Annotated in this window: 20 protein-coding genes; 7 read left to right on the plus strand and 13 right to left on the minus strand. The window is 37.3% G+C overall.

Going from position 1 to position 25,063, the window contains the following annotated elements; all coding sequences use genetic code 11:
• Nucleotides 1–523 (plus strand): fibronectin type III-like domain-contianing protein (locus JOE44_RS00005; protein ID WP_209783777.1); only part of this gene is annotated, 523 nt, incomplete at its 5' end.
• Nucleotides 524–574: 51 nt separating this feature from the next.
• Here JOE44_RS00005 and JOE44_RS00010 read toward each other — a convergent pair.
• Together JOE44_RS00010 and JOE44_RS00015 are read right to left on the minus strand one after the other, a co-directional pair.
• Nucleotides 575–1,456: a hypothetical protein gene (locus tag JOE44_RS00010; protein ID WP_209783778.1), complete on the minus strand. Its 882-nt coding sequence runs from the start codon at nt 1,454–1,456 to the stop codon at nt 575–577.
• 126 nt (nt 1,457–1,582) lie between these two features.
• On the minus strand, nt 1,583–1,957 hold the full coding sequence (locus JOE44_RS00015) for a hypothetical protein (protein WP_209783779.1): 375 nt from the start codon (nt 1,955–1,957) through the stop codon (nt 1,583–1,585).
• A 205-nt stretch (nt 1,958–2,162) separates the two neighbouring features.
• Between JOE44_RS00015 and JOE44_RS00020 the strand changes: the two genes are divergently transcribed.
• From JOE44_RS00020 to JOE44_RS00030, 3 genes are all read left to right on the plus strand, one after another.
• Nucleotides 2,163–2,426 (plus strand): hypothetical protein, encoded by a 264-nt coding sequence (locus tag JOE44_RS00020; RefSeq protein WP_209783780.1) that lies wholly within the window; start codon nt 2,163–2,165, stop codon nt 2,424–2,426.
• Between the two features lie 228 nt (nt 2,427–2,654).
• Complete coding sequence (gene lpdA / locus JOE44_RS00025) at nt 2,655–4,043, plus strand: dihydrolipoyl dehydrogenase (RefSeq protein WP_105680808.1); 1,389 nt, start codon at nt 2,655–2,657, stop codon at nt 4,041–4,043.
• 165 nt (nt 4,044–4,208) lie between these two features.
• Nucleotides 4,209–5,009: a patatin-like phospholipase family protein gene (locus JOE44_RS00030; RefSeq protein ID WP_209783781.1), complete on the plus strand. Its 801-nt coding sequence runs from the start codon at nt 4,209–4,211 to the stop codon at nt 5,007–5,009.
• A 124-nt stretch (nt 5,010–5,133) separates the two neighbouring features.
• Here JOE44_RS00030 and JOE44_RS00035 read toward each other — a convergent pair whose 3' ends face one another.
• A complete protein-coding gene (locus JOE44_RS00035; protein WP_209783782.1) occupies nt 5,134–5,571 on the minus strand; it encodes a hypothetical protein in 438 nt (145 codons plus the stop codon).
• A gap of 446 nt (nt 5,572–6,017) precedes the next feature.
• On the opposite strand from JOE44_RS00035, the gene JOE44_RS00040 reads away from it, so the two are divergent.
• Nucleotides 6,018–7,955, plus strand: a complete 1,938-nt coding sequence (locus JOE44_RS00040) for an SPFH domain-containing protein (RefSeq protein WP_209783783.1) — start codon at nt 6,018–6,020, stop codon at nt 7,953–7,955.
• Between the two features lie 96 nt (nt 7,956–8,051).
• Here the strand turns inward: JOE44_RS00040 and JOE44_RS00045 are convergent, their stop codons facing one another.
• The 4 genes from JOE44_RS00045 to JOE44_RS00060 all read right to left on the minus strand — a co-directional run bounded on the left by JOE44_RS00045 (nt 8,052) and on the right by JOE44_RS00060 (nt 11,484).
• Nucleotides 8,052–8,747, minus strand: a complete 696-nt coding sequence (locus tag JOE44_RS00045) for an ATP-binding cassette domain-containing protein (RefSeq protein WP_209783784.1) — start codon at nt 8,745–8,747, stop codon at nt 8,052–8,054.
• An 80-nt stretch (nt 8,748–8,827) separates the two neighbouring features.
• Nucleotides 8,828–9,388 (minus strand): hypothetical protein, encoded by a 561-nt coding sequence (locus JOE44_RS00050; RefSeq protein WP_105680800.1) that lies wholly within the window; start codon nt 9,386–9,388, stop codon nt 8,828–8,830.
• Between the two features lie 343 nt (nt 9,389–9,731).
• The gene (locus tag JOE44_RS00055) at nt 9,732–10,427 is read right to left on the minus strand and encodes a LytTR family DNA-binding domain-containing protein (RefSeq protein WP_209783785.1); all 696 of its coding nucleotides are present in this window, start codon (nt 10,425–10,427) and stop codon (nt 9,732–9,734) included.
• Nucleotides 10,420–11,484 carry a sensor histidine kinase gene (locus JOE44_RS00060; protein WP_209783786.1) on the minus strand — a complete coding sequence of 355 codons (1,065 nt, stop codon included), beginning with the start codon at nt 11,482–11,484 and terminating at the stop codon, nt 10,420–10,422. The genes JOE44_RS00055 and JOE44_RS00060 overlap by 8 nt, the downstream gene beginning before the upstream one ends.
• A gap of 183 nt (nt 11,485–11,667) precedes the next feature.
• On the opposite strand from JOE44_RS00060, the gene JOE44_RS00065 reads away from it, so the two are divergent.
• Complete coding sequence (locus tag JOE44_RS00065) at nt 11,668–12,783, plus strand: acyltransferase (RefSeq protein WP_209783787.1); 1,116 nt, start codon at nt 11,668–11,670, stop codon at nt 12,781–12,783.
• A gap of 282 nt (nt 12,784–13,065) precedes the next feature.
• Here JOE44_RS00065 and JOE44_RS00070 read toward each other — a convergent pair whose 3' ends face one another.
• Nucleotides 13,066–14,103 carry a serine hydrolase domain-containing protein gene (locus tag JOE44_RS00070; RefSeq protein WP_209783788.1) on the minus strand — a complete coding sequence of 346 codons (1,038 nt, stop codon included), beginning with the start codon at nt 14,101–14,103 and terminating at the stop codon, nt 13,066–13,068.
• Nucleotides 14,104–14,214: 111 nt separating this feature from the next.
• On the opposite strand from JOE44_RS00070, the gene JOE44_RS00075 reads away from it, so the two are divergent.
• Nucleotides 14,215–14,727: a hypothetical protein gene (locus JOE44_RS00075; protein ID WP_209783789.1), complete on the plus strand. Its 513-nt coding sequence runs from the start codon at nt 14,215–14,217 to the stop codon at nt 14,725–14,727.
• Between the two features lie 315 nt (nt 14,728–15,042).
• Here the strand turns inward: JOE44_RS00075 and JOE44_RS00080 are convergent, their stop codons facing one another.
• The 5 genes from JOE44_RS00080 to JOE44_RS00100 form a co-directional block, all read right to left on the minus strand.
• Nucleotides 15,043–16,506, minus strand: coding sequence for a RagB/SusD family nutrient uptake outer membrane protein (locus JOE44_RS00080; RefSeq protein ID WP_209783790.1), 1,464 nt, complete (start codon nt 16,504–16,506; stop codon nt 15,043–15,045).
• Between the two features lie 9 nt (nt 16,507–16,515).
• Complete coding sequence (locus JOE44_RS00085; RefSeq protein ID WP_209783791.1) at nt 16,516–19,470, minus strand: SusC/RagA family TonB-linked outer membrane protein; 2,955 nt, start codon at nt 19,468–19,470, stop codon at nt 16,516–16,518.
• 195 nt (nt 19,471–19,665) lie between these two features.
• A complete protein-coding gene (locus tag JOE44_RS00090; RefSeq protein WP_209783792.1) occupies nt 19,666–19,815 on the minus strand; it encodes a hypothetical protein in 150 nt (49 codons plus the stop codon).
• A 621-nt stretch (nt 19,816–20,436) separates the two neighbouring features.
• Nucleotides 20,437–21,906 carry a TolC family protein gene (locus JOE44_RS00095; RefSeq protein ID WP_209783793.1) on the minus strand — a complete coding sequence of 490 codons (1,470 nt, stop codon included), beginning with the start codon at nt 21,904–21,906 and terminating at the stop codon, nt 20,437–20,439.
• The gene (locus tag JOE44_RS00100; protein ID WP_209783794.1) at nt 21,899–25,060 is read right to left on the minus strand and encodes an efflux RND transporter permease subunit; all 3,162 of its coding nucleotides are present in this window, start codon (nt 25,058–25,060) and stop codon (nt 21,899–21,901) included. Before JOE44_RS00100 ends, JOE44_RS00095 begins: the two co-directional genes overlap by 8 nt.
• Nucleotides 25,061–25,063 lie beyond the last annotated feature (3 nt).

Consider the following 25,063-nt stretch of genomic DNA (forward strand, 5'->3'; position numbering starts at 1 on the left):
AACACTTTTCGGAGCAGAGAATCCATCCGGGAAATTACCAATAACATTTCCTACTGAAGAAGGCCAGCTTCCTTTAACTTATAATCACCATCCTACAGGAAGAGGAAATGACTATTATGATCTGAGTGGTGAGCCATTGTATCCGTTTGGCTTTGGTTTAAGTTATACCACCTTTGAAATTTCCGGGTTACAGCTGGATAAAACCAAATATTCAGAAAATGAAACCATTATGGCTAAAGTCAATGTGAAAAATACAGGGTCAAAAGCGGGTAGCGAAGTCGTTCAGCTGTATGTGAAAGACGTATTGGCTTCTGTTTCCAGACCGGTTATTGAGCTCAAAGGATTTCAGAAAGTAGCATTGCAGCCCGGAGAATCCAAATCTGTTACCATTGAAGTTCCCATAAAACACTTACAGTTTCTGAATGAAAAAATGGAATGGACTGTAGAAAAAGGAACCTATAGGATTATGGTTGGAAACTCATCCAAAAGCCTTCCTTTAAAACAGAATATTGAAGTTTTATAAAGCAAAAAAGAGCAGAAATTTCTGCTCTTTTTATATATCTGTTATAGATGTTTAGTATTTTCTTGCCAGTAGAACGTTCAGCAAGAATGTTCCTGTCCAGTTACTGTTATTAGATCCGTTATTTCCGATAAAGTCTATACGGGCCACAGATACAGTAAGTCTTGTTCTTCCTGCAGTACCATTATTGGCAAGGCTTACAAAAGATGCTGTAAATACATCCGGGAAACTTGAATTATTTCCTGCAGTAAGGATGGGATACATATTGTTAACGTTGAACGGAGTGCCCTGATATTCATAAACCAAGGTCATTCTGCTGGCATTGGAATAAAGAGCAGTGTGAGCATTATCTACAGATGTTTTACTAATGATCCACCATCTGTCGTTTGCTGCTCCTGTATCATAACCTGCATTACCATGAGCGGTCCAGTCAGCAACAGGTGCGGTTCCCAGCCTATGAGGAGGAATGAGAACTTGTGTACCATAAATTTCCACGTTGCTCGGTTTTGGAAGAACGGTAAAAGATAAATCCCATGTTCCACCAGTTGTATTGCTGTTGTTTACCACCTCAGCATAGGCCCCTGTAGGAATCATAAAAGAAGCAACAGGAGTGTTGTCAATTCTTAAGGTATTTCCACTGGAAGCCTGTAGTGTAATCGCATTTGGCGAAATGTTTTTGATCTTATAAATTCTCCCTGTAAAACTTGTGGTTCCGGTTCCGATGACGGGAAGAGTAAATGTAGCATCGGCCGTTCCATTATAAGTAATATAATGATCGGTCGTCAGAATACTATAAGTAGTGGCTGTGACTTCGCTATATCCAGCCCTTAAGGAACCATTCACGGCAAGCGTACTGTTAGGGGTTGTGGTATTAATACCTACTTGTGCAGTTAAGGGAACAGCAGCGAATAAAAGAATCGAGATGTATTTTTTCATATTGTATAAAATTGGGTTTAAACAAAAATATAAAAAAAAATAGCTAAAAATCAACTGAAACTGAATATTTTAAATATTTTTATTTTAATTCCCTTTTAAGTGATAGGAGTTGTTTTATAAAAAAATCTAAATCAATCTGCAGGGAACCTCCAAATCTTCCGTGAGGTAATAGCTGGAGCAAAGGCGGTGATATCCATCCGCAATGATGAGTTCATTTTCCCCTCTCACCAATAATATCGGTGAAAGTTTTTTATTTTTTTCTACTTTTTTCAGGTTTTCCTTCACATGAATATTCGTTTCAGGAAGCAGAGAAAGTTTACTGGCTCTTAAGATGTCTTTCGATTTTTTAATGAGGGTAGGCGCAGCCTTTAATTTTTCAACCATTTTTTGTGCTTCACCGGGCAGGAAAAGAAGTTCAAGATAGTCCTGTGCTGCAGGAAAATCATGATCTTCCGGTTCCTTCATCCAGATATTGTCTTGGGTCAGATCATTTTTTTTCATAGTTTTTATAAGTACTTGTTTAAATTTAAAAGATAAATAAATGTATGAAAAATAGACCATTACCAGAGTCATTTATTTCAAATCAATCCTCAATTGGATATGCATTTTCTTTTCTTTGAAAAAAATATTGGTATGATATATGTAAGATTTATCATGAACCGGAATGAATTTAATTAATTGAAAATCATTCGAAAATAAGAATATTATGAAAAAGTTATTAATTTCAACAGTATTGTTACTAGGCTTATCAATGAATGTTTCAGCTCAAAAACATCCGCCAGTTCCTCCACATCCTTCAAAAAGTGAATTGGTGAATATTAAAATGCAGGAGCTTACCAAAAAATATAATACAGAGAAAAAACTCATTCTTAATCACCCTCTTGCTACCAAGCAGATGAAGAGAGATCAGATGAAAGCCTTAAACGAAAGATATGCGGCTGAAAAACGATTACTTAGACAGGCAAAATAATACAGAATTTTTGCGGTTATTAAAATAAGAAAATCCGTTTTTTATATTTTAAATTTTGAGAAGTTTTCAATGTAAAAGAAAATTTATTGAAAGAGAACGCGTTTTGTGTTCTCTTTCTTTGTGTAAAATTGAATGAAAATAGCTTTATTGATGCATTTTAAGATCAGTTTACAGAAACATGAAACATCCAATATTTTTCCTTAAATTCGCATAAAAATTTTTAAAGTAATGAATTACGATATTATTGTCATTGGAAGTGGTCCTGGTGGATATGTTACTGCGATCAGAGCAGCGCAATTAGGTTTCAAAACCGCAATTATCGAGAAAGAAAATTTAGGAGGAATCTGCCTTAACTGGGGATGTATTCCCACTAAAGCTTTATTGAAATCTGCTCAGGTTTTTCATTATATCAACCATGCTGAAGATTATGGTTTAAATAAAGTGGAGGCAAGCTTTGAATTCCCGAATGTAATTCAGAGAAGCCGTGGTGTTGCCAGCAAAATGAGCAAAGGAATCGAATTCTTGATGAAAAAGAATAAGATTGACGTAATTCTTGGTACTGCAAAAGTACAGAAAGGTAAAAAAGTTTCTGTTACAGATAAAGAAGGAAAAGTAACTGAATATACAGGTACTCACATCATTATCGCTACAGGTGCTCGTTCAAGAGAATTACCAAACTTACCACAGGATGGTAAAAAAGTAATCGGATACAGACAGGCATTATCTCTTCCTGAGCAGCCGAAATCTATGATCGTTGTAGGTTCTGGAGCTATCGGGGTAGAATTTGCTGACTTCTATAACACAATGGGAACTAAAGTTACTGTTGTTGAATTTATGCCAAACATCGTACCTGTAGAAGATGAGGAAATCTCTAAACACTTAGAGAAATCTCTGAAAAAGACAGGAATTGAGATCATGACAAACGCTTCTGTAGAAAGTGTTGATACAACAGGGGAAGGTGTGAAAGCTACTGTGAAAACAGCTAACGGAACCATCACTCTTGAAGCTGATATCTTATTATCTGCTGTAGGTATTGCTGCTAATATCGAAAACATCGGATTAGAAGAAGTAGGAATCCAAACAGATAAAGGAAGAGTATTGGTAAACGAATGGTATGAAACTTCAGTACCTGGTTACTATGCCATCGGAGATATCATCCCAACTCAGGCATTGGCTCACGTTGCTTCTGCAGAAGGAATCACTTGTGTTGAGAAAATTAAAGGAATGCACGTTGAGAAAATCGACTATGGCAATATCCCTGGATGTACATACTGCCACCCTGAAGTAGCTTCTGTAGGTCTTACTGAAAAGCAGGCTAAAGAAAAAGGATATGAAATCAAAGTAGGTAAATTCCCTCTTTCTGCAAGTGGTAAAGCTACTGCAAACGGAAACACAGATGGATTTATCAAAGTGATTTTCGATGCTAAATACGGTGAGTGGTTAGGATGCCACATGATTGGTGAAGGCGTAACTGATATGGTTGCTGAAGCTGTTGTTGCCAGAAAATTAGAAACTACAGGTCACGAGATCATCAAATCTATTCACCCGCACCCAACAGTTTCTGAAGCAATTATGGAAGCTGCTGCTGCTGCGTATGGTGAAGTGATTCACATTTAATTCTGAAATTAACAGAAATCTATAATATAAAAGCCCGGAGAAATCCAGGCTTTTTTTTGTTTAAATAAATCTATAAAACCACTGATTTTATTAAAATAATTTTAAAATTAGCATATTTATAAAAATTAACTTATTTATCTCAGGCTGTTTTCATACATTTATTCTATGAATTTTGAGAGAGTAGGACTTGTTTTATCAGGCGGCGGTACCAAAGGAATCGCTCATGCAGGAGTATTAAAATTCTTACAGGAAAAAGAAATTGAGGTTGACATCCTTTCCTGCTGTAGCGCAGGGTCTATTGTAGGCTGCCTTCATGCCATCGGAAAAACTCCGGAAGAAATTCTGGAATTCTTCAATTCCATATATTTTTTCAATTGGAAGCATTTTACATTCAATCAGCCGGGGCTTGTTTCTTCGGTGATCTTCAGAAACTATCTGAAACCGATATTCCATGAAATGAAATTGGGAGATCTTGATATCGAAGTGAAAATTGTAGCAACCGAATTAGTAGCAGGAACCCAGAAAATTTTTGATAAAGATTTTGAAATTGTTGATGCAGTCATTGCTTCATGTTCTATTCCGGGAATTACGACCCCTTACATCATTGGTGAGGAAATGTACTGTGACGGAGGAGTTCTGAATAATTTTCCTGCAGATATCATCAGAGAAGATTGTGATAAACTGATTGGTGTATTCGTTTCTCCACCCAACGAAGCGAAGATTAAAGACCTGAACTCTATTAAAGCAATCGTTTCGCGTTCTTACGACCTTCTTTCCTACAGAATTGAAAAAGTAAAATTCGATTACTGTGACTGGTTCATTTCCTCTCAAAAATTATCTTCTTACGGAACTTTTGAACGCAGAAAAGACAGATTGGAGCAGATCTTCAATATCGGTTACCAGGCAGCAAAAGAAAGCTATGAAGAAAGTGCCTTTTTTACAGAATTGAGACAATCCGGAACATAAAGAATCCTGTATCAATCAATACAGGATTTTTATTTTATAAGAGTGGAAAACGGTTTTGAGTTCTTAAAGAGAAGTTATAGAAGGACGATAACAACTTCCAGCTTCTCACCTCCATCTTCCAGCTTTAATTTTTTACCACGTATCCGTCCTGACGTACGATCTCACGGTCGTTAGCATCATTTACAACCAAAGTATAAGGTGCTTTTTTCGCAGAATCTGTAAGATAATTTCTCCAAACCTGATAGCTGTGTCCCTCATTGTTGAAGTTGATATAATAATTTCCTCCAGTACCATCAGGGATCAGTTCGCCATCACTGATGATCATGCTTGGTTTAGCCGTAATCTTTGCATTGGCATTCCATGATTGATAAAGGTACTTGCCATTCGGCTGCTTGTCTATTCTGATTTTGAACTTTTTGGTTTTGATAATAACGGTCTTCGGTACCTGCTGAAGCACGGAAGAAGTTATAAAACGGTCTGTTTTCGGATTCGGAACCTCTTTAGCATACACAAATGAAAACTGAGCCAGGCAGAAAGTCCCTAATAAAATGTGCTTTATCATATTGAGTGGTTATTGGTTAACATTTCAGAGTCTATCAAATATAGCGCCATATTTCAATCAAAAAAAAGAATAAAGGATGTCGGAAAGAAATTTTTTAGATGGACAGAGGTCTGTTTATAGAAATAATTGTATTGATTTTCAATGTGTTATTATTTTGAATATGAAATATTGCCAATTTTTAAAACAACTGAATACTTTTCTTCTGTACATTTGTACCATCAAAGGATCTCGTTCCTTTATTATCAAAATGAAACTAATTAACTTTAAGTTTTTTTTATTAAAAGTATCAGAAATCATCTTCACGATTTTTAATACTTCCCCTCCAGTAATTTCTTAATTTTTTCGAAAGAATTATCATTTAATTCATACTCTGCTCATTCGTATTCTGAAGAGCCAGAGCACAATCCCTGTTTTAAAATTTAAACAAAAAACAAAAACAACAAACTATGGAATTAACTTTTCATGGCTGGATGATTCCGGCTGTAATTGCGCTTTTGTGCGTAATTTTTTACAAATTTATTTTAAGAATTTTCTTTGGATTAATCATTGTTCCTCAGGACAGAATTGGTTTGGTTACCAAAAAATTTGTGTTAATGGGCAAGCAGGAACTTCCTGAAGGAAGGATTATAGCAACCAACGGAGAGGCGGGCTTTCAGGCTCAGACATTGGCTCCCGGAGTGTATTTTAGAAAATGGATATGGCAATATTCTATCGATTTTCAGCCATTTACAGTGATTCCGACGGGTAAAATAGGATTATTACTGGCAAAAGATGGTGTAGAATTGGAAACCGGAAGGATTCTGGCCAGAAAAGTTGACTGTGATTCTTTTCAGGATGCTGAGGCCTTTTTAAAAAACGGTGGAAGAAAAGGCCGTCAGACTGCTATTGTTGCTCCAGGATCTTATAGAATCAATACGTTATTATTTGAAATAGAATTAACGGATATGACTCAGATTCCCGACAATGCAGTGGGAATTATCACAACAATGGAAGGAAGTCCTTTAGAAGAAGGTCAGATTGCAGGTAAAATTATCAATGACCATAATAAGTTTCAGGATGTTGATACTTTTTTAAATAGCGGAGGATATAAAGGTCTTCAGGAGCAGGTAATTCTGGCTGGGTCCTACTTTCTGAATCCCTGGTTTACAAAAGTGGAAATGGTGAAAATGACGGAAATTCCGATTGGCCATGTTGGGGTTATTATCAGTTATGTGGGAGAAGAAGGAAAAGATTTAAGCGGCGTTGATTTTAAACATGGAAATATCGTTGAAAAAGGTCATAAAGGAGTTTGGGCAGAGCCTATTGGTCCAGGAAAATATCCAATCAATCCTTATATCATGAAGGTTGAACTTGTTCCTACCACCAATTTGGTATTGAACTGGGCATATGAAAGAAGCGAATCTCACCAGCTGGATAAAAACCTTTCCACCATTACGGTGCGTAGTAAAGACGGTTTCCCTTTCAATCTGGATGTTTCCCAAATTATTCATATTCCGACCTATGAAGCCCCAAAAGTCATTGCCCGTTTTGGAAATATGATCAATCTTGTAAGTCAGGTTTTAGAGCCTACTATTGGAAATTATTTTAGAAATTCAGCGCAAGACAGTGATGTGATCGCATTTCTGGGAACGCGAAAAGAAAGACAGCAATCGGCCAAAGACCATATCAGCAGTGTTTTGGAACAATATAATGTAAATGCTGTTGATACTTTAATTGGTGCTATTGTTCCTCCGGAAAGTTTAATGAAAACATTAACAGACAGAAAACTGGCGGAAGAGCAGAAAATTACTTACGAAACCGAAATGTTGGCGCAGGAAACACGTCAGGCTCTGGAAAAAGAAACGGCCGTTGCCGATATGCAGAAGGAAATTGTAAAAGCAGATCAGGGGGTTGTCATTGCGGAAAGAATTGCTGATGCATCGGTGAAAAAGGCTACCGGAGATGCTAATTCTGTAAGACTGCAGGCAAATGCCGAAGGTGATCGATTGAAGCTTCTGGCAACCGGGGAAGCGGAAAAAACAAGACTTCTTGCAAAAGCCGAAGCAGAAAAGATAGAACTGCTGGCCAGAGCAAGTGCTGAACAGATTTCATTAACTGGTAATGCTGAAGCAGAAAAGATTCTGGCCATTGGTAAATCGAATGCGGAATCCTACAAATTATCTGTAGAAGCAATGGGCGGAAATAATTTTACCCAATTGAAAATCATGGAAAATATTGCCAGTCAGAATGTAAGAATTATGCCTGAAGTATTAATCGGAGGAAGCGGAGATTCAGCAAATGGAGGAATCAGCGGACTTTTAGGACTTCAGCTCCTGGAACAGGTGCAAAAGAAAAATGCTGAAACAGTTACTGTAATTGAAGAAAAAACGGATAACAATTCTTAACAGAAAGGCTTAAATGATTTTAAGGTAAGAGTTGCTTTACATTAAAGACAAAAGTAAAACAAAAAGCTCCAAAATATTTGGAGCTTTTTGTTATTTTTATGCGGTATAACTAGCAAAAGCCTCTTCCAGACTTTCAAATTTACCTTTAAATTCATCAATAGGGCAGTCCTGAAGAATATTTCCTTTATGAATCAGAATGACTCTGGAACAAAGCGCTTCCACTTCCTGCATGATGTGCGTAGAAAGTAAAACGGTTTTTTCCTGACCAATTTCTTTTACCACATTACGGATTTCAATAATCTGGTTGGGATCCAGACCATTGGTAGGTTCATCAAGAATCAGTAAATCAGGTTGATGAATAATAGCCTGAGCAAGGCCCACACGTTGTTTGTATCCTTTAGACAGCTGGCCAATCTTTTTAGATTTTTCAGGAGTAATTCCTACCAGTTCAATCACCTCATCTACCCGGGATTCCGGGATTCTGTGGATATTGGCAACAAACTGAAGGTATTCTTTTACATACATCTCCAGATAAAGCGGATTGTTTTCAGGAAGGAAACCTATTTTCTTTTTGCTTTCGATCTCACGGTCAGCAATATTCAAGCCGTTGAAAATGATTTCACCCTGATCAATTTTCAGTGCACCGACAATAGATTTCATCAGGGTAGATTTTCCGGCACCGTTTGGGCCAAGTAGACCGATGATTTCATTTTTATCAATAGAAATGTTGATGTTGTCAAGGGCAGTCTGTTCACCAAATTTTTTGGTTAAATTGATTATCTGAAGCGGCATAAGTTTTACGATCTTTCTGCAAAAATAAAATAAAAAAACTCATCCGATAGAATGAGTTTCGCAATATTTATAAAATATAATTATTTTCTTGATTTTTTCTTAGCACCACCTGAGGCAGGAGTTGCTGTAGAGGCTGTATTGGCAGCTCCTTTGGTTGCAGCAGGATTTATACTGGCAGGTTTGTCATACATGGTATATTTCCCATTGGTTCGTCCAAAGATTTTTTCCACCTGTTTTTGGTTTAAAAACTGAGATTTTCCAATGTATTTTCTGTTTTTGTTGATCACCTGGATAAACTGCATGGTTTGCTGACCATAGTTTTTTTCATAATGAAGTTCAATGATATCATTAGGAAGTTCCAATACAACATTCTCATCAGGAGTGGAGATGAAGCCATCCATAATAAGTTTATATAATCCGGCAACATCTCCATTAAGGTTTTGGAATGAAAAAGATCGGATTGTATTTAGGTTAGCAGTGTTCAGATCCTGGTAGTTGACTGTAAATTTATCTTCCTTTTTATATAGACCAACGGAATTATCTTTACCAATTTCCACCAAACTTTCATTTTTCAACACTTTGATCTGTGAGAAAACTGAAATACCGAACATACATGTAATAAGTAGAATTATTTTTCTCATGGAATGAATTTTAATGTTTTATAAACTTGGTGCACATAAATTTAATCATAAAAAAGCTAAAAAGCAATTTTATTCGTAAAGCAAAAGTAACATTTTTTTTTAATATTTATAAGGGATTATCTGCTGATGCTATGGATTTCATTGTTTATACAAAGAATTGTTAATCATGGGTTTGATCCTGTTTTCTGAAAATGTGGTGATTTCTATTTGTGACAGATTTATGCTCATTGATAGGATGTAATGCGTTGAAAAACAGATTGAAAATTACCCCAGTATGTTTGGGAGAAAAATTAATTTTAAATAATTATTAAAAAAGAGGTTTTGTGAATTAAAATTAAAGAAACTACAACAGTTTGTTTTTAGAAACGGCAGCTGTAAAGGCATCGAATTCTTGTTTATAGCTTCTGCCGACAGGGATTTGATATTTGTTGACAATCAATTCATTATTATTAAAAGCCGTAACAAAAGCAATATTAACGATAAAGGATCTGTGAATCCTTACAAAACCTTTACCCGATAAAGTTTTTTCCAGATCCGTAATTTTACTTTTTGAAATACAGCTTTCCTGGTTCGTTAGGACAATTTTAATATCGTTTCCCTGGCTTTCAAAATATACGATCTCAGATAGGAAAAGTTTGCGGTGCATTCCCTCTGTTTTAATGAGGATGAAATCTTCTTTATGGTCAACGGTATTTCTTAACAGGCGCTCTACAGCTTTGAAAAAACGTTCGAAGGTAATAGGTTTCAGGAGATAATCTACAGCTTCGAGTTCGAATCCTTCAATAGCAAAATCACGATAGGCTGTGGTGAAAATGGTTTTAGGCTTTTGAGGCAGTGATTTCAAAAAATCTATACCATTAAGATGAGGCATTTGTATGTCCAGAAACATAAGGTCAACAGATTGGTTTTGCAGTAATTTATAAGCCTGCATAGCATTTTCTGCTTTTCCCGTAAGTTTCAGATCGTCAATCTTGGAGATATGGTTTTCCAGTAATGATGCGGCTAAAGGCTCGTCATCTACAATAATGCAGTTAATCATAATGGGAAGGCGTTGTTATTTCAACTTTAAAAATATTATTTTCCTGTGAGATCTGAAAAGTAAAATGTTCCTGATAATGATAGTGAAGCTGTCTTTTTATATTTTGCAGTCCGATTCCTTTCTCATGAGATGTGGATGAATCTGAGAAGGTATTTTCAATTTTAAAAACAGAATGCTGAGGATTCGTTTCTATTTCAATCGTTATTTCCGTTGTTTCTGAACTTTTTCCTGCTCCATGTTTAAAAGCATTTTCTACCAGAGTGAGATAGAGGAGTGGCGGAATGGTATTCGCCGATTGTAAGACGGTGTTCAGGTTAATTTTTAATCTTTCATCATGATATCGAAGTTTTTCCAATGCAATGTAATGATTAATAATATCCAGTTCATCAGAAACCTGCACCCACTTTTTTTGTCCTTTGTATAAAATATAATCCAGAATATCCGAAAGCTGGCTGATGGATTGGGATGTTTTATCAGAATGGCTGATGGACAGAGAGTAGATATTATTCAAAGTATTAAAAAGAAAATGAGGGTTGAGCTGAGATTTGAGAGATTGCAGTTCCAGCTCTGTTTTTTCCTTCTGAAGTTTGATGGTACGTTCCTTTTCATCTTTATACCGTATGATAAACATGATTGAGATAAAGATAAATGCCCCGCTGATAATGGGAAAAGTGTAGTGAAGTAAAAGATAAGGAATATCTGTGAAAATATTGAAAATACTATCCTTAACTTCATTGGTGAAAAGAGGTTCTGCGAGATAAACAATAAAAAACCGGTTGATAACAGAAATAACATACAGACTAAGAAGAAGGGACAGTACAAATTCCAGGTACTTTTTCCGGTCAAAGAAATGACGGATCAGGATGAAATAAATAAAATTGGCTCCGGCAATCTGGAAAATCCAATGACAAAAATTGTAGATGATCACTTCTTTAAAAGCTCCTTCGTTATATTCTCCATACATTCTTGCGGTTCCAAACAAAAATAAGGCAGTCCAGAAAAACAGCTGGAAGTATAGGTTTTGTCTGATCAGATTTTCTGATGGGGTTTTCATCATCCTCAAAAATATAAAATCTTAAGTTACCTCAGAGAAATACGATGTTAATGGCTTTAAAATAATGACGGGTAACATCATTTACGGTGCAAAAGGAATATTTTACTGTTGATCCTGAATATTGTGCTGTCTGGATTCTATATAAAAAAGCAGTTTGAAATTTGTCAACATTTGTACAAAAAAATAATGACGGAACGTTCTGAAAGGCTTTATGGATTGGATCATCTGAGAGCTGCTGCTATTTTACTTGTATTCATGTACCATTACCGGGCATTTAAACATCCGGACTGGATTGACAGTATCGGAAGGTTTGGATGGACAGGAGTGGATCTCTTTTTTGTTTTGAGCGGTTTCCTGATCTCCGGCCAGCTGTTTCAAGAAATAAAAAATACGGGAGAAATCGGTTTGAAAACATTCTATATAAAACGGTTTTTCAGGATCTTTCCAGCCTATTTTTTTACCCTTTTTCTCTACTTTACTTTTCCTTTTTTCAGGGAACGGGAGGCTTTATCTCCTTTGTGGAAGTTTGTGAGTTTTACCCAAAATTACGGACTGGATGTTATCAATCGCGGAACATTTTCCCATGCGTGGTCCTTATGTATTGAAGAGCAGTTTTACCTCATTCTGCCTTTATTACTTTTAATCCTACTCCCAATAAAATGGTTCAAATATCTGCCTTATCTGATGATAGTCGTGATTGGATCATCTTGCATGGTAAGATGGATGGTGTGGAATCAATGGATTGCAGCAATGGATCCAAATTCTACAGACTTCTGGAAATTATGGTATATGAAAATATATTATCCTACTCATACAAGATTGGATGGACTTGGGGTAGGAGTCCTGATCGGGTATCTCATGCAGCATTCATCCCTGTTTAAAAGAATAGTGGAACACAATGGAAATAGACTTTTCTTTTTTGGAATCATACTGTTGGGAATTTCATTCTGGGTGTGTAACGAACAGGCTTCTCAAACAGCTTCTGTTTTTGGATTTACACTGGTGGCTGTAAGTTATGGATTGATTCTTATGGCAGCGGTTTCCCCATCCTCTTTTCTGTATCGCTCAAAGTCTTATCTTACTGCTCAGCTGGCTGCTTTATCCTATGCTGTTTATCTTTCACATAAAGGAATTATTCATATGGTACAGGAATGTTTTGATTATTTTAAACTTGAAATTTCAGATAATATAAGTCTTCTTGTGTGTCTTTTCGCTTGTCTTTTGGGTGGTTTGGTCTACAGGTTTATGATAGAAAAACCTTTCTCTGTTCTTAAAACAAAGGCTTTAAAAAGAATTGTATAATATCTACCATCTTCGGGATAGATGTCAAAAATTGTAAAAAGTATTATCCTTGCTAAAAATCTTTGATTTTTTTGCACCTTAAAAAATATAATATTAAAAAAACTTTGCGCCTTTGCGATTTTCCAAAAAAACATAAATAGGAAAGGTTTAGTTGGAAAATCGCAAAGGCGCAAAATGGTATTAATAAAATTGTTATAAGGCGCAAGGATTTTATCTGCGATAAAATTGAATGCTGTGTATTTTGAAATCTTTGACAGATCCTTTATAAAACAATTTTTTGACTTACTTAGAAGTTATTGCTTTCAGCACTGTATTTTTTATCGCAGCTTCTTTAAAACTCCAGTATTGACTGTCCTTAGGCATCTGGTTTTCCAGAATGACCAATGTAGTATCTGTGGAAGGAAAATAGACATTAAGACAGGTAAACCCATCACCAAGCCCTGTTACTGCAAAATAATCCAGACCGGCTTCTTTGATAAACCTCACATTATAGCCAAATCCCATGCTTTCTTTTCCAAATACATTATGCTGAGAGGTCGTGGATGAGGTCATCATCTGTTTCTGGAATTCCGGAGAAAGCAGTTTTCCTTTAAATAGTGCCTGATCCCATTTTGCCAGATCCTGTACAGTGGAAATGATCCCTGCTGCAGAAGCATTATCATTGTTCAGAAATGACTGTTGTACTTTTTCAAACTGATTGTTCTCGTTTATATAACCAGGAACATGAGATTGAGTATTCTGGGCATTATACACAAAAGTTTGATCCATTTTTAGCTTTTTAAAGAGAGGATTTGCTAATTCGGCAAAGCTTTTTCCGGTTATATTTTTAAGAATTTCTCCCAGCATTATGTAGGAAAGGTTGCCATATTTGAACTGGGAACCTGCCTTAAAAGCTGTGGGTTTCTCTGTATTTGTAATTCCATGAGTATGATTCAGGAGATGATGTATCGTAACTGTATCTGCCCAGGTCTGTGTAAGGGAAGGTAAGTATTTTTTAACAGGAGTATGAAGGTTCAGTTTTCCCTGTTCAGCGGCCTGTAAAATCAACACAGCGGTAATTTGTTTTGAATTGGACATAATTTCAAACTGGTCATCCGTTTTCAACGAAATTTTTTTCTCAAAATCTTTATAACCATTGGATTTCAGATACTGTATTTTTCCTTTCTGAGCAACCAAGACAACGCCGTTGAATTGTATCGGACTGGATGCTGTGATAATACTGTCGATTTTATGAGTATAGGTGTCTTTTTCCTGAGCTGTTGCGGTAATAGATAACAGGGTGGAAAACAAGCCTGTGAAGAATAGTTTTGCTGTGGTCATTATTGTTTTTTTGTTATTGGAAAAAAGTAAAGGGTAAAAAATAAATAGGATTCCAAATATATGTATTTCCTGTTTTTCTTTTATTCTAAATATTTTAATAATTTAGTTTCCATGAGAATTAAATCGATAAGCCTTTTTGTACTCTTTTTATCTTTTGTTTCCTGTAAAAAAGATAAGGAATATCCGAAATATGTTGAGCTGCAATCCGGAGGTGGAGTATATTCACTGTATATAAAAGACGGAACCTTCGAATTTTTAAAAACAGAATATATAAGCTATGATCAGATTTCAACAGCTCCATTTTCAGAAGGGAAATATGACATATCAGGAGATGAGCTTATTCTAAACAGCAATAAAGGAAAAAAGTATACTTTCAAAATAGGGAATGAAGCAGAACTGATTCCTGAAAAATTGGATTCTTTAAAAGATTTGAAAGGTTTGTTTCCCATCCAGATTCTTCACCATAACAAAATGCCGAAAGAAATGGGACGTCTGGATTCTTTAGGAAGAAAAAATGCTTTATGGCTTTATTTCAACGAAAAAGGAAAGATCATCAACCAGCGGTTGTATAAAAATGGTGAGCTTTTAAAAGATAATTATAAGTCTGATATTATTATAAAATAAATAATTTGCAAGAGACTTGGAAATAAGCAGTATTCAATTTTATCGAAGATAAAATCCTTGCGTCTTATAGTAACCTTCTTGATAGAATTTTGCGTCTTTGCGTTTTCCAATTATACCTTTCTTATTTATATTTTTTTGAAAACGCAAAGACGCAAAGCTTTTTTAATTCAATGTAAAATTTTAAGGCGCGAAAAAATCAAAGATTTTTAGCAAGTGAAAATGAACCTTACCTTAGTCAATAATAAAGGCGCCATTTACTTGTAAATGGCGCCTCGTCACTGAATATATTTGAATGTAAAATTGTTTCTTGTTTATCTACTCATTCTGCTTGATTTGTGGGTTATTATTAATCTCTTTATTAGGAATCTGGAATCTGAATTTATCCGGTGTCAGGTTAAATCTTCCAAAAGTGTGATTCGTTCCTGTGTAAACTCTTTCTAAAGGGGTGTTTAATCTTTTCATATCAAACCAGGCATAGCCTTCTCCCCAAAGTTCTATTCTCTTTTGCAGTACAATTTCATTAATCAGCGCACTACCTGATTTTACCGACAGCGTGTAGGCTTTATCTCTTTTTGAAGTTATTTCGAATAATACCTGTCTGGCTTCTGATTCTCTTCCCTGTCTGGCAAGGGCTTCGGCTTGTATATAATACAGTGAGGAAGCTCTGATATAAATATAATCTCCTTCAAAAAGGGTAGGATCTTTAAACTTCCAGCTTACATAAGGCGGATAATTTTTTGTTTTTCCATTAAAAGTATATGGTGCACTCTGGCTTCCATTAAATACTTTCTTACGATAATCCGTTGCGGGAATAGCTTCGTAAAGACGCTTGTCGATCAGCTTACGGATCTGTGCTGCTCCGGCATATCCTTCATTGGTATTATCAAACATTGAGAAGAAAGAGGCATAATAATTTCCGATACTCATCGTGGAAATCGTATTATGGAAACCCCATATTACCTCAGGATTATTGATGTTTGAAAATCCGGTCGTGGTATAATCGTCCTCCGTCATAAGAGCAACGCCCTGTTTACTTTCCTCAGCATATTGAGCGGCTTTTATGTAATCTCCTGTTTGTAAAAATACCTCAGCTGCAATTGCTTTCGCTGCTCTTTGATCTATCTGGGCTCTGGATGGGCGGGCATAGGTATCCAAAAGGCTAACAGATTCTTCTATATCTTTTTTGATTTGTACATACACCTCAGCAACTGTTGACCTCGGAAGCCCCTGGCTTGGATTATTGGCGGTAAGAACCAATGGAAGTCCTGCTTCAGACTGATGACCATTATAATCATTAGCATAAAAACGAACCAGATAAAAGTAAGAATAAGCTCTTAACGCCAGTAACTGCCCTGCAATTGCCCTGTTTTTTGCATTGGCATTTTTATCCAGGCTGTCAAGAAGTTTGTTGATCACAAATATTCTTGCATAAAAAGTGGTCCATACAATTTCTGAAGCGATGTTGCTGGCATTGGTGGCTTCATAATTATAAAACATTCCCAAATGCTGGTTGGTAGACTGGATGACATCATTGGACATCAGATCTGCACCTGCTTTGATCCCCATGATTCCGAAATCTGAGTGAACGGTAGTACCGCCGGCACCGCTGCTGCGAAGATCAAGATATACTCCGCCCAGGATTTTTTCCGGACTGTTAGAGTCATTATTCAGCTGTTCACCGGAAATATCTCCTTCCGGCAACGTATTGAGATCATTGGCACAGCTGGTCGCTATAAAACCTATGGTTACCGCTGATATAAAGTATTTTATTATTTTCATTCTGTTCTTTTAAAAATTGAGTTTAAAGCCTAAAGAAACACTTGACAGCAGAGAATATCTGTAGGAATCCGAAACTCCTGTTAGTGAAGCTCTTGGGTCATATCCTTTTCTCTTTGACCACAGATACAAATTGTTTCCTGTCAGATAGATTTTCAGACCTGACAACCCTGCCTGCTTTGCAAAATCCTCAGGAAGCTGATAAGAAAATGTTACATCCTGAAGGCTGATATAATCTGATTTGATCAGATAGAGTGTTGAATTTCCATTCTGGTTGGTAGCCGTAAGATCTACTCTTGGCAATGCCGCAGTTGGGTTTTCCGGTGTCCAGGTTTTATCCAGATCTGTTGAATAGTTAGACCCATAGCTGTCAGAATGGAATAAGCTTCTGTAAATATCATCATAGCCATATCCTCCGAACTGATACGCAAAATTCACTGCCAGATTGAATCTCTTAAAAGTAAAATCTGTTCCGAATCCACCATACACCTTTGGAATAGCGGATTTCCCTGTATTATAATCAGTAGCCTCTTTGTAATTATTGGTAACCGTTCTTTCTTCCTTTTGAGTGGTTGGGTTTATGGCAGTACGATACCATAAAGCGTCTCCATTTTCAGGATTTACTCCGGCAAATTCTTTAAGGAAATACGTATAACGGTCTCCACCTTCTGTAAGAATAAATAAACCGGTTACTAAACCTGTATTTCTCTGTTCGGCAGGCAATCGGGTAATCTTATTTTTATAATGGGTGGCATTGGCATAAAAGCTCCATTGGAATTCCTCACCGCGAAGAATATCCACACTAAGATTAGCCTGAACCCCTCTGTTGGTCATATCTCCGATATTTCCATACTTCACATAAGAACCTGCATTGGAAGGTGGGAGAGGAAGCGTGTAGATCATATCCGAAACTTTCCTTTCAAAATAATCAGCATTTAAATTTATTCTGTTTTTTAACAGGGAGATTTCAAAACCGGCATTCAGGTTTTTGGAAGTTTCCCATTTCAGATCTTTATTTCCTTGTTTTTTAAGGGAGAGAACAGGCTTGTCATCCCCGAAGTTATTAATTCCATAGATATCCTGGTAGGCATAATAATCTCTGTTGGAACCACTCAATAGAATGTTGTCATTTCCCTGCTGGCCGTAAGAAGCTTTTAATTTCAGGGAATTAATTACCCTGTTATCTTTAAGAAAATCTTCTTTTGCAATATTCCATGCCAGTCCTAGTCCATAGAAGTTTCCCCATCTGCTTTCAGGAGAAAAGACTGAAGAACCGTCTCTGCGTATATTGGCATTAAAGAAATATTTGCCGTCATAATTATACAATAACCTTGTAAAATAGCCTTCTACAGCATATTCATAACCGCTTCCTGACAAATCGGTAATTTTTACGGCATTGTCAAATGATTGTGAGTCAGGCAGTAGAAGCTGCTGTTTTGAACCGGAAAAACCATCATCTTTAATCTTGTTCAGCTCATGTCCTACAAGGAGATTGAAGCTGTGATTTCCCAGTTTTTTCTGATAAGTAAGCAATTGCTGATGGTTCAGCGTATATTTAAAATTAGAACCTTGTGAAATCGTTCCTCCTACAGAAGAAGAAGTTCCACCTTCCGTATTTCCGAACTGCAGGTTTCTTGTATTTTCAAGATAGGCCCCAAAGTTATAAGTAAAATCCAGTCCTTTGATGATTTCATAATTTAAACCAAGGTTGAGGTTAGTTATATTGCTGATGATCTGTGATTTATCTTTCTGAAGGTTTCCAACCGGGTTTTCAAAAACAGCATAAGATCTTGTTGCACCGTTGGGACCCTGGCCGTCGCCATAGTCGTATAAAGCATTTCCATAGCTGTCATAAAGTCTCTGGTAGTTGTTATCCCTAAGGAAAACCGGATAAAAAGGGGCAATATTTCTGGCAAACTGGAAAGGGTTGGAGAAACCACCAGTCTCCCCAAAATCCTGTTTACTATAAGTGTAAGACAAAGCACTGGTCAATTTCAGTTTTGAGGTGATAGCGTAGTCTACATTAGACCTGATTCCGAATCTTTCAAAACCTGAAGAAATCAAATATCCTTTATCATCCAGATAATTAAGGGATGTATATGATTTTACCTGGTCACTATTGGCATTGATGCCTACCGTAGCTTCTCTTCTTAACGAAGGTCTGAAGAGGAGTTTCTTCCAGTTATCCTGATACAATAATTTTGCCTCGGGATTGAAAGAACCATCCTTGGAAATCAGCTGACTGAAAGGGACACTGTATGCATTATATCCCAGTTTGCTTAGTGCAGCAAGTCCCACATCATGAGGAGAAGGGCCTGAAGGAACAGCTCCCGGTTGTTTCAGTCTTGCAATTTCACCAATTCTAGCTCTGTTATAATATGCGGTATAATAATCCTGCGGAGACGTATACACGGAATAATCTTCAATAGATCTGAAATTGACCCCTGTTTTTACATCAGCTTCAATACTCAATCCTTTGCTTTTCCCTCTTTTGGTATTCACAATAATCACTCCGTTGGCTCCTCGGGAACCATATAAGGCATTGGATGAAGCATCTTCAAGAAAAGAAATACTTTCAATATCCGATGCTGCAATACTGTTCAGGTTTCCGCTGTAAGGAATTCCATCCAGTACAATTAACGGATCACTGGAAGCATTGATAGAGCCTATTCCTCTCATTCTTATGGTAGGCTGGGAACCCGGCTGCCCTGAGGAAATTACCTGTACTCCCGCTACTTTTCCTCCAATTCCCTGAAGAATATTTCCGTTTTGAAGATTAGAGAGATCTTTAGCCTTCAGTGACTGTACAGATCCTGTAATTTCTTCTTTTTTCTGCTTTCCAAAAGCTACCACCACCACTTCTTTGATGGAGGTTTCCTTGGAAAGACTGTCTTTACTTTGTGCAAAACCATATTCCGCGAATAGGAGTAAGGCCAATACACCAAGTTTGCATTGTTTCTTTTTCATTATATTAATCTAGGTTTAAAACTGAATTGTGTATTACTGCTGATCTCTCTGTAAGAAATAATAATTCCCTGCCTCCTTTTTCAGGGAGGATATAAGAAGTAAAATGGTAAAATTTACAGGAGATGTACCCGGATGAAAGAAGCCTTAAACTCTTAGGCTTTAATTCCTACAGTAATGAATGTATCTCTTAGAAAGTTATGACATCATCATCTTGCACATCATCTCAAAGCACATGTCGTTAGAAATACAGTTGTGCTGTGAATAGGCAGGCTCTGCAGAACACTTTTGTGCAGAATCCGCTACCATAAGGGTGCATACGTAAGAATTAAAGGTATTCTTATTCATGAGAATAAAGTTTATTTTTTTTTAGCTGGGTCAAAATTATTTAATAATTCATGAACCTCGATAAAAAGGACGTATGAGATAAATCATATTAGTCTACTAATTTAGTAGATTAATAAAATAAAATCAGAATTATTTGATTTATTTGTTTGTTATTCAATTATTTATGTTATTGTTTGAAATGTTAAAAAATGATAAAAAAGTTAATTTCCAGAAAGTGAATTAAAATTAACATTATAAGTCTATCTGTTTTGTAGACTTATTGCTTATTTTATAGCATTGTTAATCATAAGATCAGGCATCAGGAGCTTGATCCTGCTATCCGCTCATACTCCTCGCTCCTGGTTGAAACCACTTCCTGCTGTGGGGTAACCGCTGCTATCAGAGCTAGAATAGAATTATGAATTATGAATTATAAATTGTGAATTATGAATTGTGAATGTAAAAAATATACTCAAACATCTGTGTTGATCCGTGAAATCTGTGGGAAAAATGAAAATATTCAATAGGAACGGGCTTTAGCCCGTTTACCGAAGATTAAAAAATTCATCAGGCTTCAGCCAAAACCTAAAAAAAGAAGCCTGCCTCTCGGCAGACTCCTATAAAAACAAGATTGAAAAGAATTTATTGTTTACGAATGTCCGGGACTTCCAGAGAATTCTGATCCCAGCCACCACCAAGTGCTCTGTATACTGCAACGCTTGCTTTAAGTTGGTTCACTTTCTTTTCCACCAGCTCAAACCTTGATTCCAGCGCATCCCGCTGAGTCAGCAAAACTTCCATATAATCAGCTCGGGCATATTTGAACAGATCGTTAGAAATATCAATAGACTTTGTTAAAGCATTCACTTCCTTTGTTTTGATATTCACACTGCTTTCCAGATTATGAATTTTAGATAACTGATTGGCTACCTCAATATAAGCTCCCAAAACAGTCTGCTCATAATGATATACCGCCTGGATTTGCTTTGCATTGGCATTATAATAAGCCGCCTTAATTGCTCTTCGGTTAATCAGAGGAGCCGTAAGCTCTCCGGCAAGAGAAAACAGAAACGACTGAGGCTTGATGATATACAGCGGATTAAAAGCCTGTAAACCGACTCCTGCAGAAAGATCAAGAGAAGGGTAGAATCTTGCTTTAGCCACTTTGATATCAAGCTTGGCTGCTGCCAGCTCATACTCAGCCTGTTTAATATCCGGACGGTTTTCCAAAAGCTCAGAAGGTATTCCTCCGTAAACAGCTTGTGGAACAACAGAATCAAAAGAATCCTGACTTCTTTCCACAGATTGCGGAAACCTGCCCACCAGATAATTGATTTTATTTTCAGTTTCAACAATCTTTTGCTGGATGTCATACTGCATCCCCTGGGTTTTCAGAACCTGCGCTTCAAATCTTTGTACAGCCAGTTCATTGGATCTGGCATTCTTTTTTAAATCTTTGATAATCTCCAGTGCATCATTCTGAATTTTGATATTCTGATTCAAAATGACCAGTTCGTTATCCAGTGCCAGCAGCTCATAATAAGAATCTGCAATCTCTGAAATAAGATGAGTGGTCATAAAGTTCTTTCCTTCAATGCTGGCAAGATACCGCTGTACCTGTGCTCTTGTAGCATTATGAAGTTTACCCCAGATATCCGTTTCCCACTGTGCCTGGGCACCTATTCCAAAGTCAAACAAAGGCTCAGGCATTTCTCTGCCGGGTTCTATTTCTGTGTTGGCTTCCATCGCTCCGATATTGGTGTAGCGGCTTACTTTGTCTACACCTGCACCAGCTTTTAAACCTACAGACGGAAGATATTCACCTTTTCTGGCTTTGATTTCATTTTTAGACATTTCAATTTCCTGAAGGACAATATTCAGTTCCTGATTATTCTGAAGAGCCTGAGTAATCAGTTCCTGAAGGTGAGGATCACTGAAATATTCATTCCACTTCATTTTTCCTGTATTGAGGGTATCATTTTCTGCTGAACCGTATTTTTCAGGGACGGTTTTATTTTCAGCACGCTGTTCTATTTCGATAGGTTTACAGGCAGTAAGACTTAATAAGAAGACTGCCAGACCTGCATATTGATATATTTTTCTTTTATTCATAATGGATCATGTCTTCGCTTAATGGAGATTCATCTTCGTCTTTAATCATTTTTTTACCGTCAGACCACTTGGCAAATATGTAGTAGAGCCCCGGAATTACAATCACTCCGAATAGTGTTCCTATAAGCATTCCACCCAGTGAGGATGCTCCGATGGTGTGATTTCCGATGGCTCCGGCACCCCTTGCAAAAACAAGCGGAACCAATCCTGCAATAAAGGCGAAAGAAGTCATCAGAATGGGTCTGAAACGCGCTTTGGAACCTTCTACAGCGGCTTCAAGAATAGAATCTCCGGCCTGACGCCTTTTCACGGCAAATTCTACAATAAGTACCGCATTTTTACCCAGTAATCCGATAATCATAATCAATCCTACCTGTGCATAGATGTCATTTTCCAGTCCCATCGCTTTTAATAATAAGAAAGACCCGAAAACTCCCACCGGAAGTGAACAAAGTACTGCAAACGGAATCAGGAAACTTTCGTACTGAGCCGCCAGAACCAGATAAACGAATACCAAAACAACAAGGAAGACATAAATGGCTTCATTACCACGCTGTGCCTCATCATAAGACAATCCTTCCCATGCCACTTTGTATCCGTGAGGTAATGTTTTTGCTGCCGTTTCATTGATAGCCTGAATAGCATCTGCTGTCGTATAACCTGCTGCCGGAAGTCCACGGATTGCTGCGGAATTGTACATGTTATAGCGGGTGATTTCATTCGGCCCCTGAGTCTTTTTCATGGTCATAAATGCTGAATAAGGAACCATTTCATCACGGTCGTTTTTCACATACAGATTCATAATATCTGTAGGAAGTCTTCTGAATTCCGGAGATGATTGTACATATACTTTAAAGAATTGCCCGAAACGGATAAAACCCTGTTCATAGGTACTCCCGATCAGAATGTTGAGATTGTCCATCGCTTTCCCGATAGAAACTCCTTTCTGCATGGATGCATTATTATCAAACACCAATTCATACTGGGGATAATTGGCTGCAAAGAAGGTGAACACTCCTGAAAGTTCCTTACGTTTTTTAAGCTGGGCGATGAAGTCTTTATTGGCTTTATCAAATTCCTGATAATCTGTAGTTCTGTTAAGGTCAAGAAGTCTCATAGAGAAACCTCCCGAAGATCCGAATCCCGGAACAGCGGGTGGTTCAAAGAATTCAATGGTAGCTCCAAGATCTTTTGATTTTTCTTCCAGTTCTTCCATGATTTCCTTTACAGAATGCTCACGGTCGTTCCAGCTTTTAAGGTTAATCAGACAGGTTCCGGCATTGGAACCACGGCCTTCCGTCATGATTTCATATCCTGCCAGTGAGGATACAGATTCCACACCGTCTACTCCCATACAGATTTTCTGTAATGTTCTGGAAACCTTATTGGTTTGTTCCAGGGTAGAACCCGGAGGAGTCTGGATAATGGCATAGATGGTTCCCTGGTCTTCATTCGGAATAAATCCACCCGGAAGTACTTTATTAATCATAACAATTCCGGCACAGAAAGCAATCAGGATTCCCCATGTTACCACCTTTCGGCTTACGATTTTTCTAAGGAATGAAGCGTATTTTCCTGTTACTTTATCAAATGCTCCGTTAAAAGAATCTAACGCTTTGGTGAAAATATTTACTTTTTTAGGCTTTCCATGATGGTTTTTCAATAACATTGCTGCCAAAACCGGAGTCAGTGTAAGCGCTACTACCGCTGAAATCACAATAGAACTTGCCATGGTAATAGAAAATTGACGGTAGAAAGTTCCCACAGGACCCGTCATAAAGGAAATAGGAATAAATACCGCAACCATTACGGCTGTAATTGCAATAATAGCACCTGCAATTTCACCCATCACTTCTTTTACGGCTTTATAAGGCGAGATATTACTGTCTTCCATTTTAGCGTGAACAGCTTCTATCACTACAATGGCGTTATCCACCACAATTCCGATTGCCAATACCAGTGCGAAAAGGGTAACAAGATTAATGGTTAATCCGAAGAACTGAATGACAAAGAAAGTTCCAATCAAAGAAACCGGTACGGCAATAATAGGAATCAGCGTAGAACGCCAGTCGCCAAGGAAAATGAAAACCACAATAGCTACAAGGATAAATGCATCTCTCAAGGTATGCATTACCTGTTCTATAGAGGCATCCAGGAATTGCGACACATCATAACTGATTTTATAATCAACACCCGGTGGGAAGTTTCCTTTCATTTCTGCAAGCTTTGCCTTTACATCTCTGATCACGTCATTGGCATTACTTCCGTAGTTTTGTTTTAAAACGATAGAAGCGGATGGATGTCCGTCAAGATTGGAATAAATATCAAAGAATTCACTTCCCAATTCTACTTTGGCAATATCTTTCAGTTTCACATTTTCTCCTTCTGCATTGGAACGTACAATGATATTTTCATACTCTTCCGGTTTGTTGTACTGCCCTTTATAGGTCAATACATATTCCAGGGATTGTGCTGCAATACCGGAACTCTGTCCGATTCTTCCCGGACGGCCAATGATACTTTGCTCACCAATAGCCTTCATCACCTCATCTACAGAAATAGAATACGCACGCATACGGTCAGGATTCAGCCAGATACGCATGGCATATCTTCGGCTACCCAGAATCTGAGACTTTGCAATCCCGTGGATACGGTTGATTTCCGGGATGATATTCACCATAGAGTAGTTGTACAGGAATTTTTCATCCATACTTTTATTCGTACTGTAGAGATTCACGTACATCAGCATACTTGGCTGAATAGGGTTTACAACCACTCCTTCTTTTTGTACAAGCTCCGGCAGTAGAGGCATTACCTGATCTACTCTCGTTTTTACCAGAACTACGGCCTCATTGGGATCGGTTCCCGGATCAAAGACAACATTTACAGTAGCTTCTCCGGCACTGGTAGCATCGGTGGTGATATAGCGCATTCCCTGAACTCCGTTGATGGCATTTTCAATTGTAATCAGAGATGATTTTACCAATACATCTGCACTTGCACCCGGATAGGCAATAGAAACGGCTACTGTGGTAGGGGCAATTTTTGGAAACTGCTCTGTTGGAAGCTGCTTCATGGCGATACCTCCCATAAACAGGATAACAACCGATATTACGATAGCGAAAACCGGTCGGTGTATTACTTTTTTAAACATAAT

Source organism: Chryseobacterium sp. PvR013, assembly GCF_017833095.1.
GTDB lineage: Bacteria > Bacteroidota > Bacteroidia > Flavobacteriales > Weeksellaceae > Chryseobacterium > Chryseobacterium culicis_A.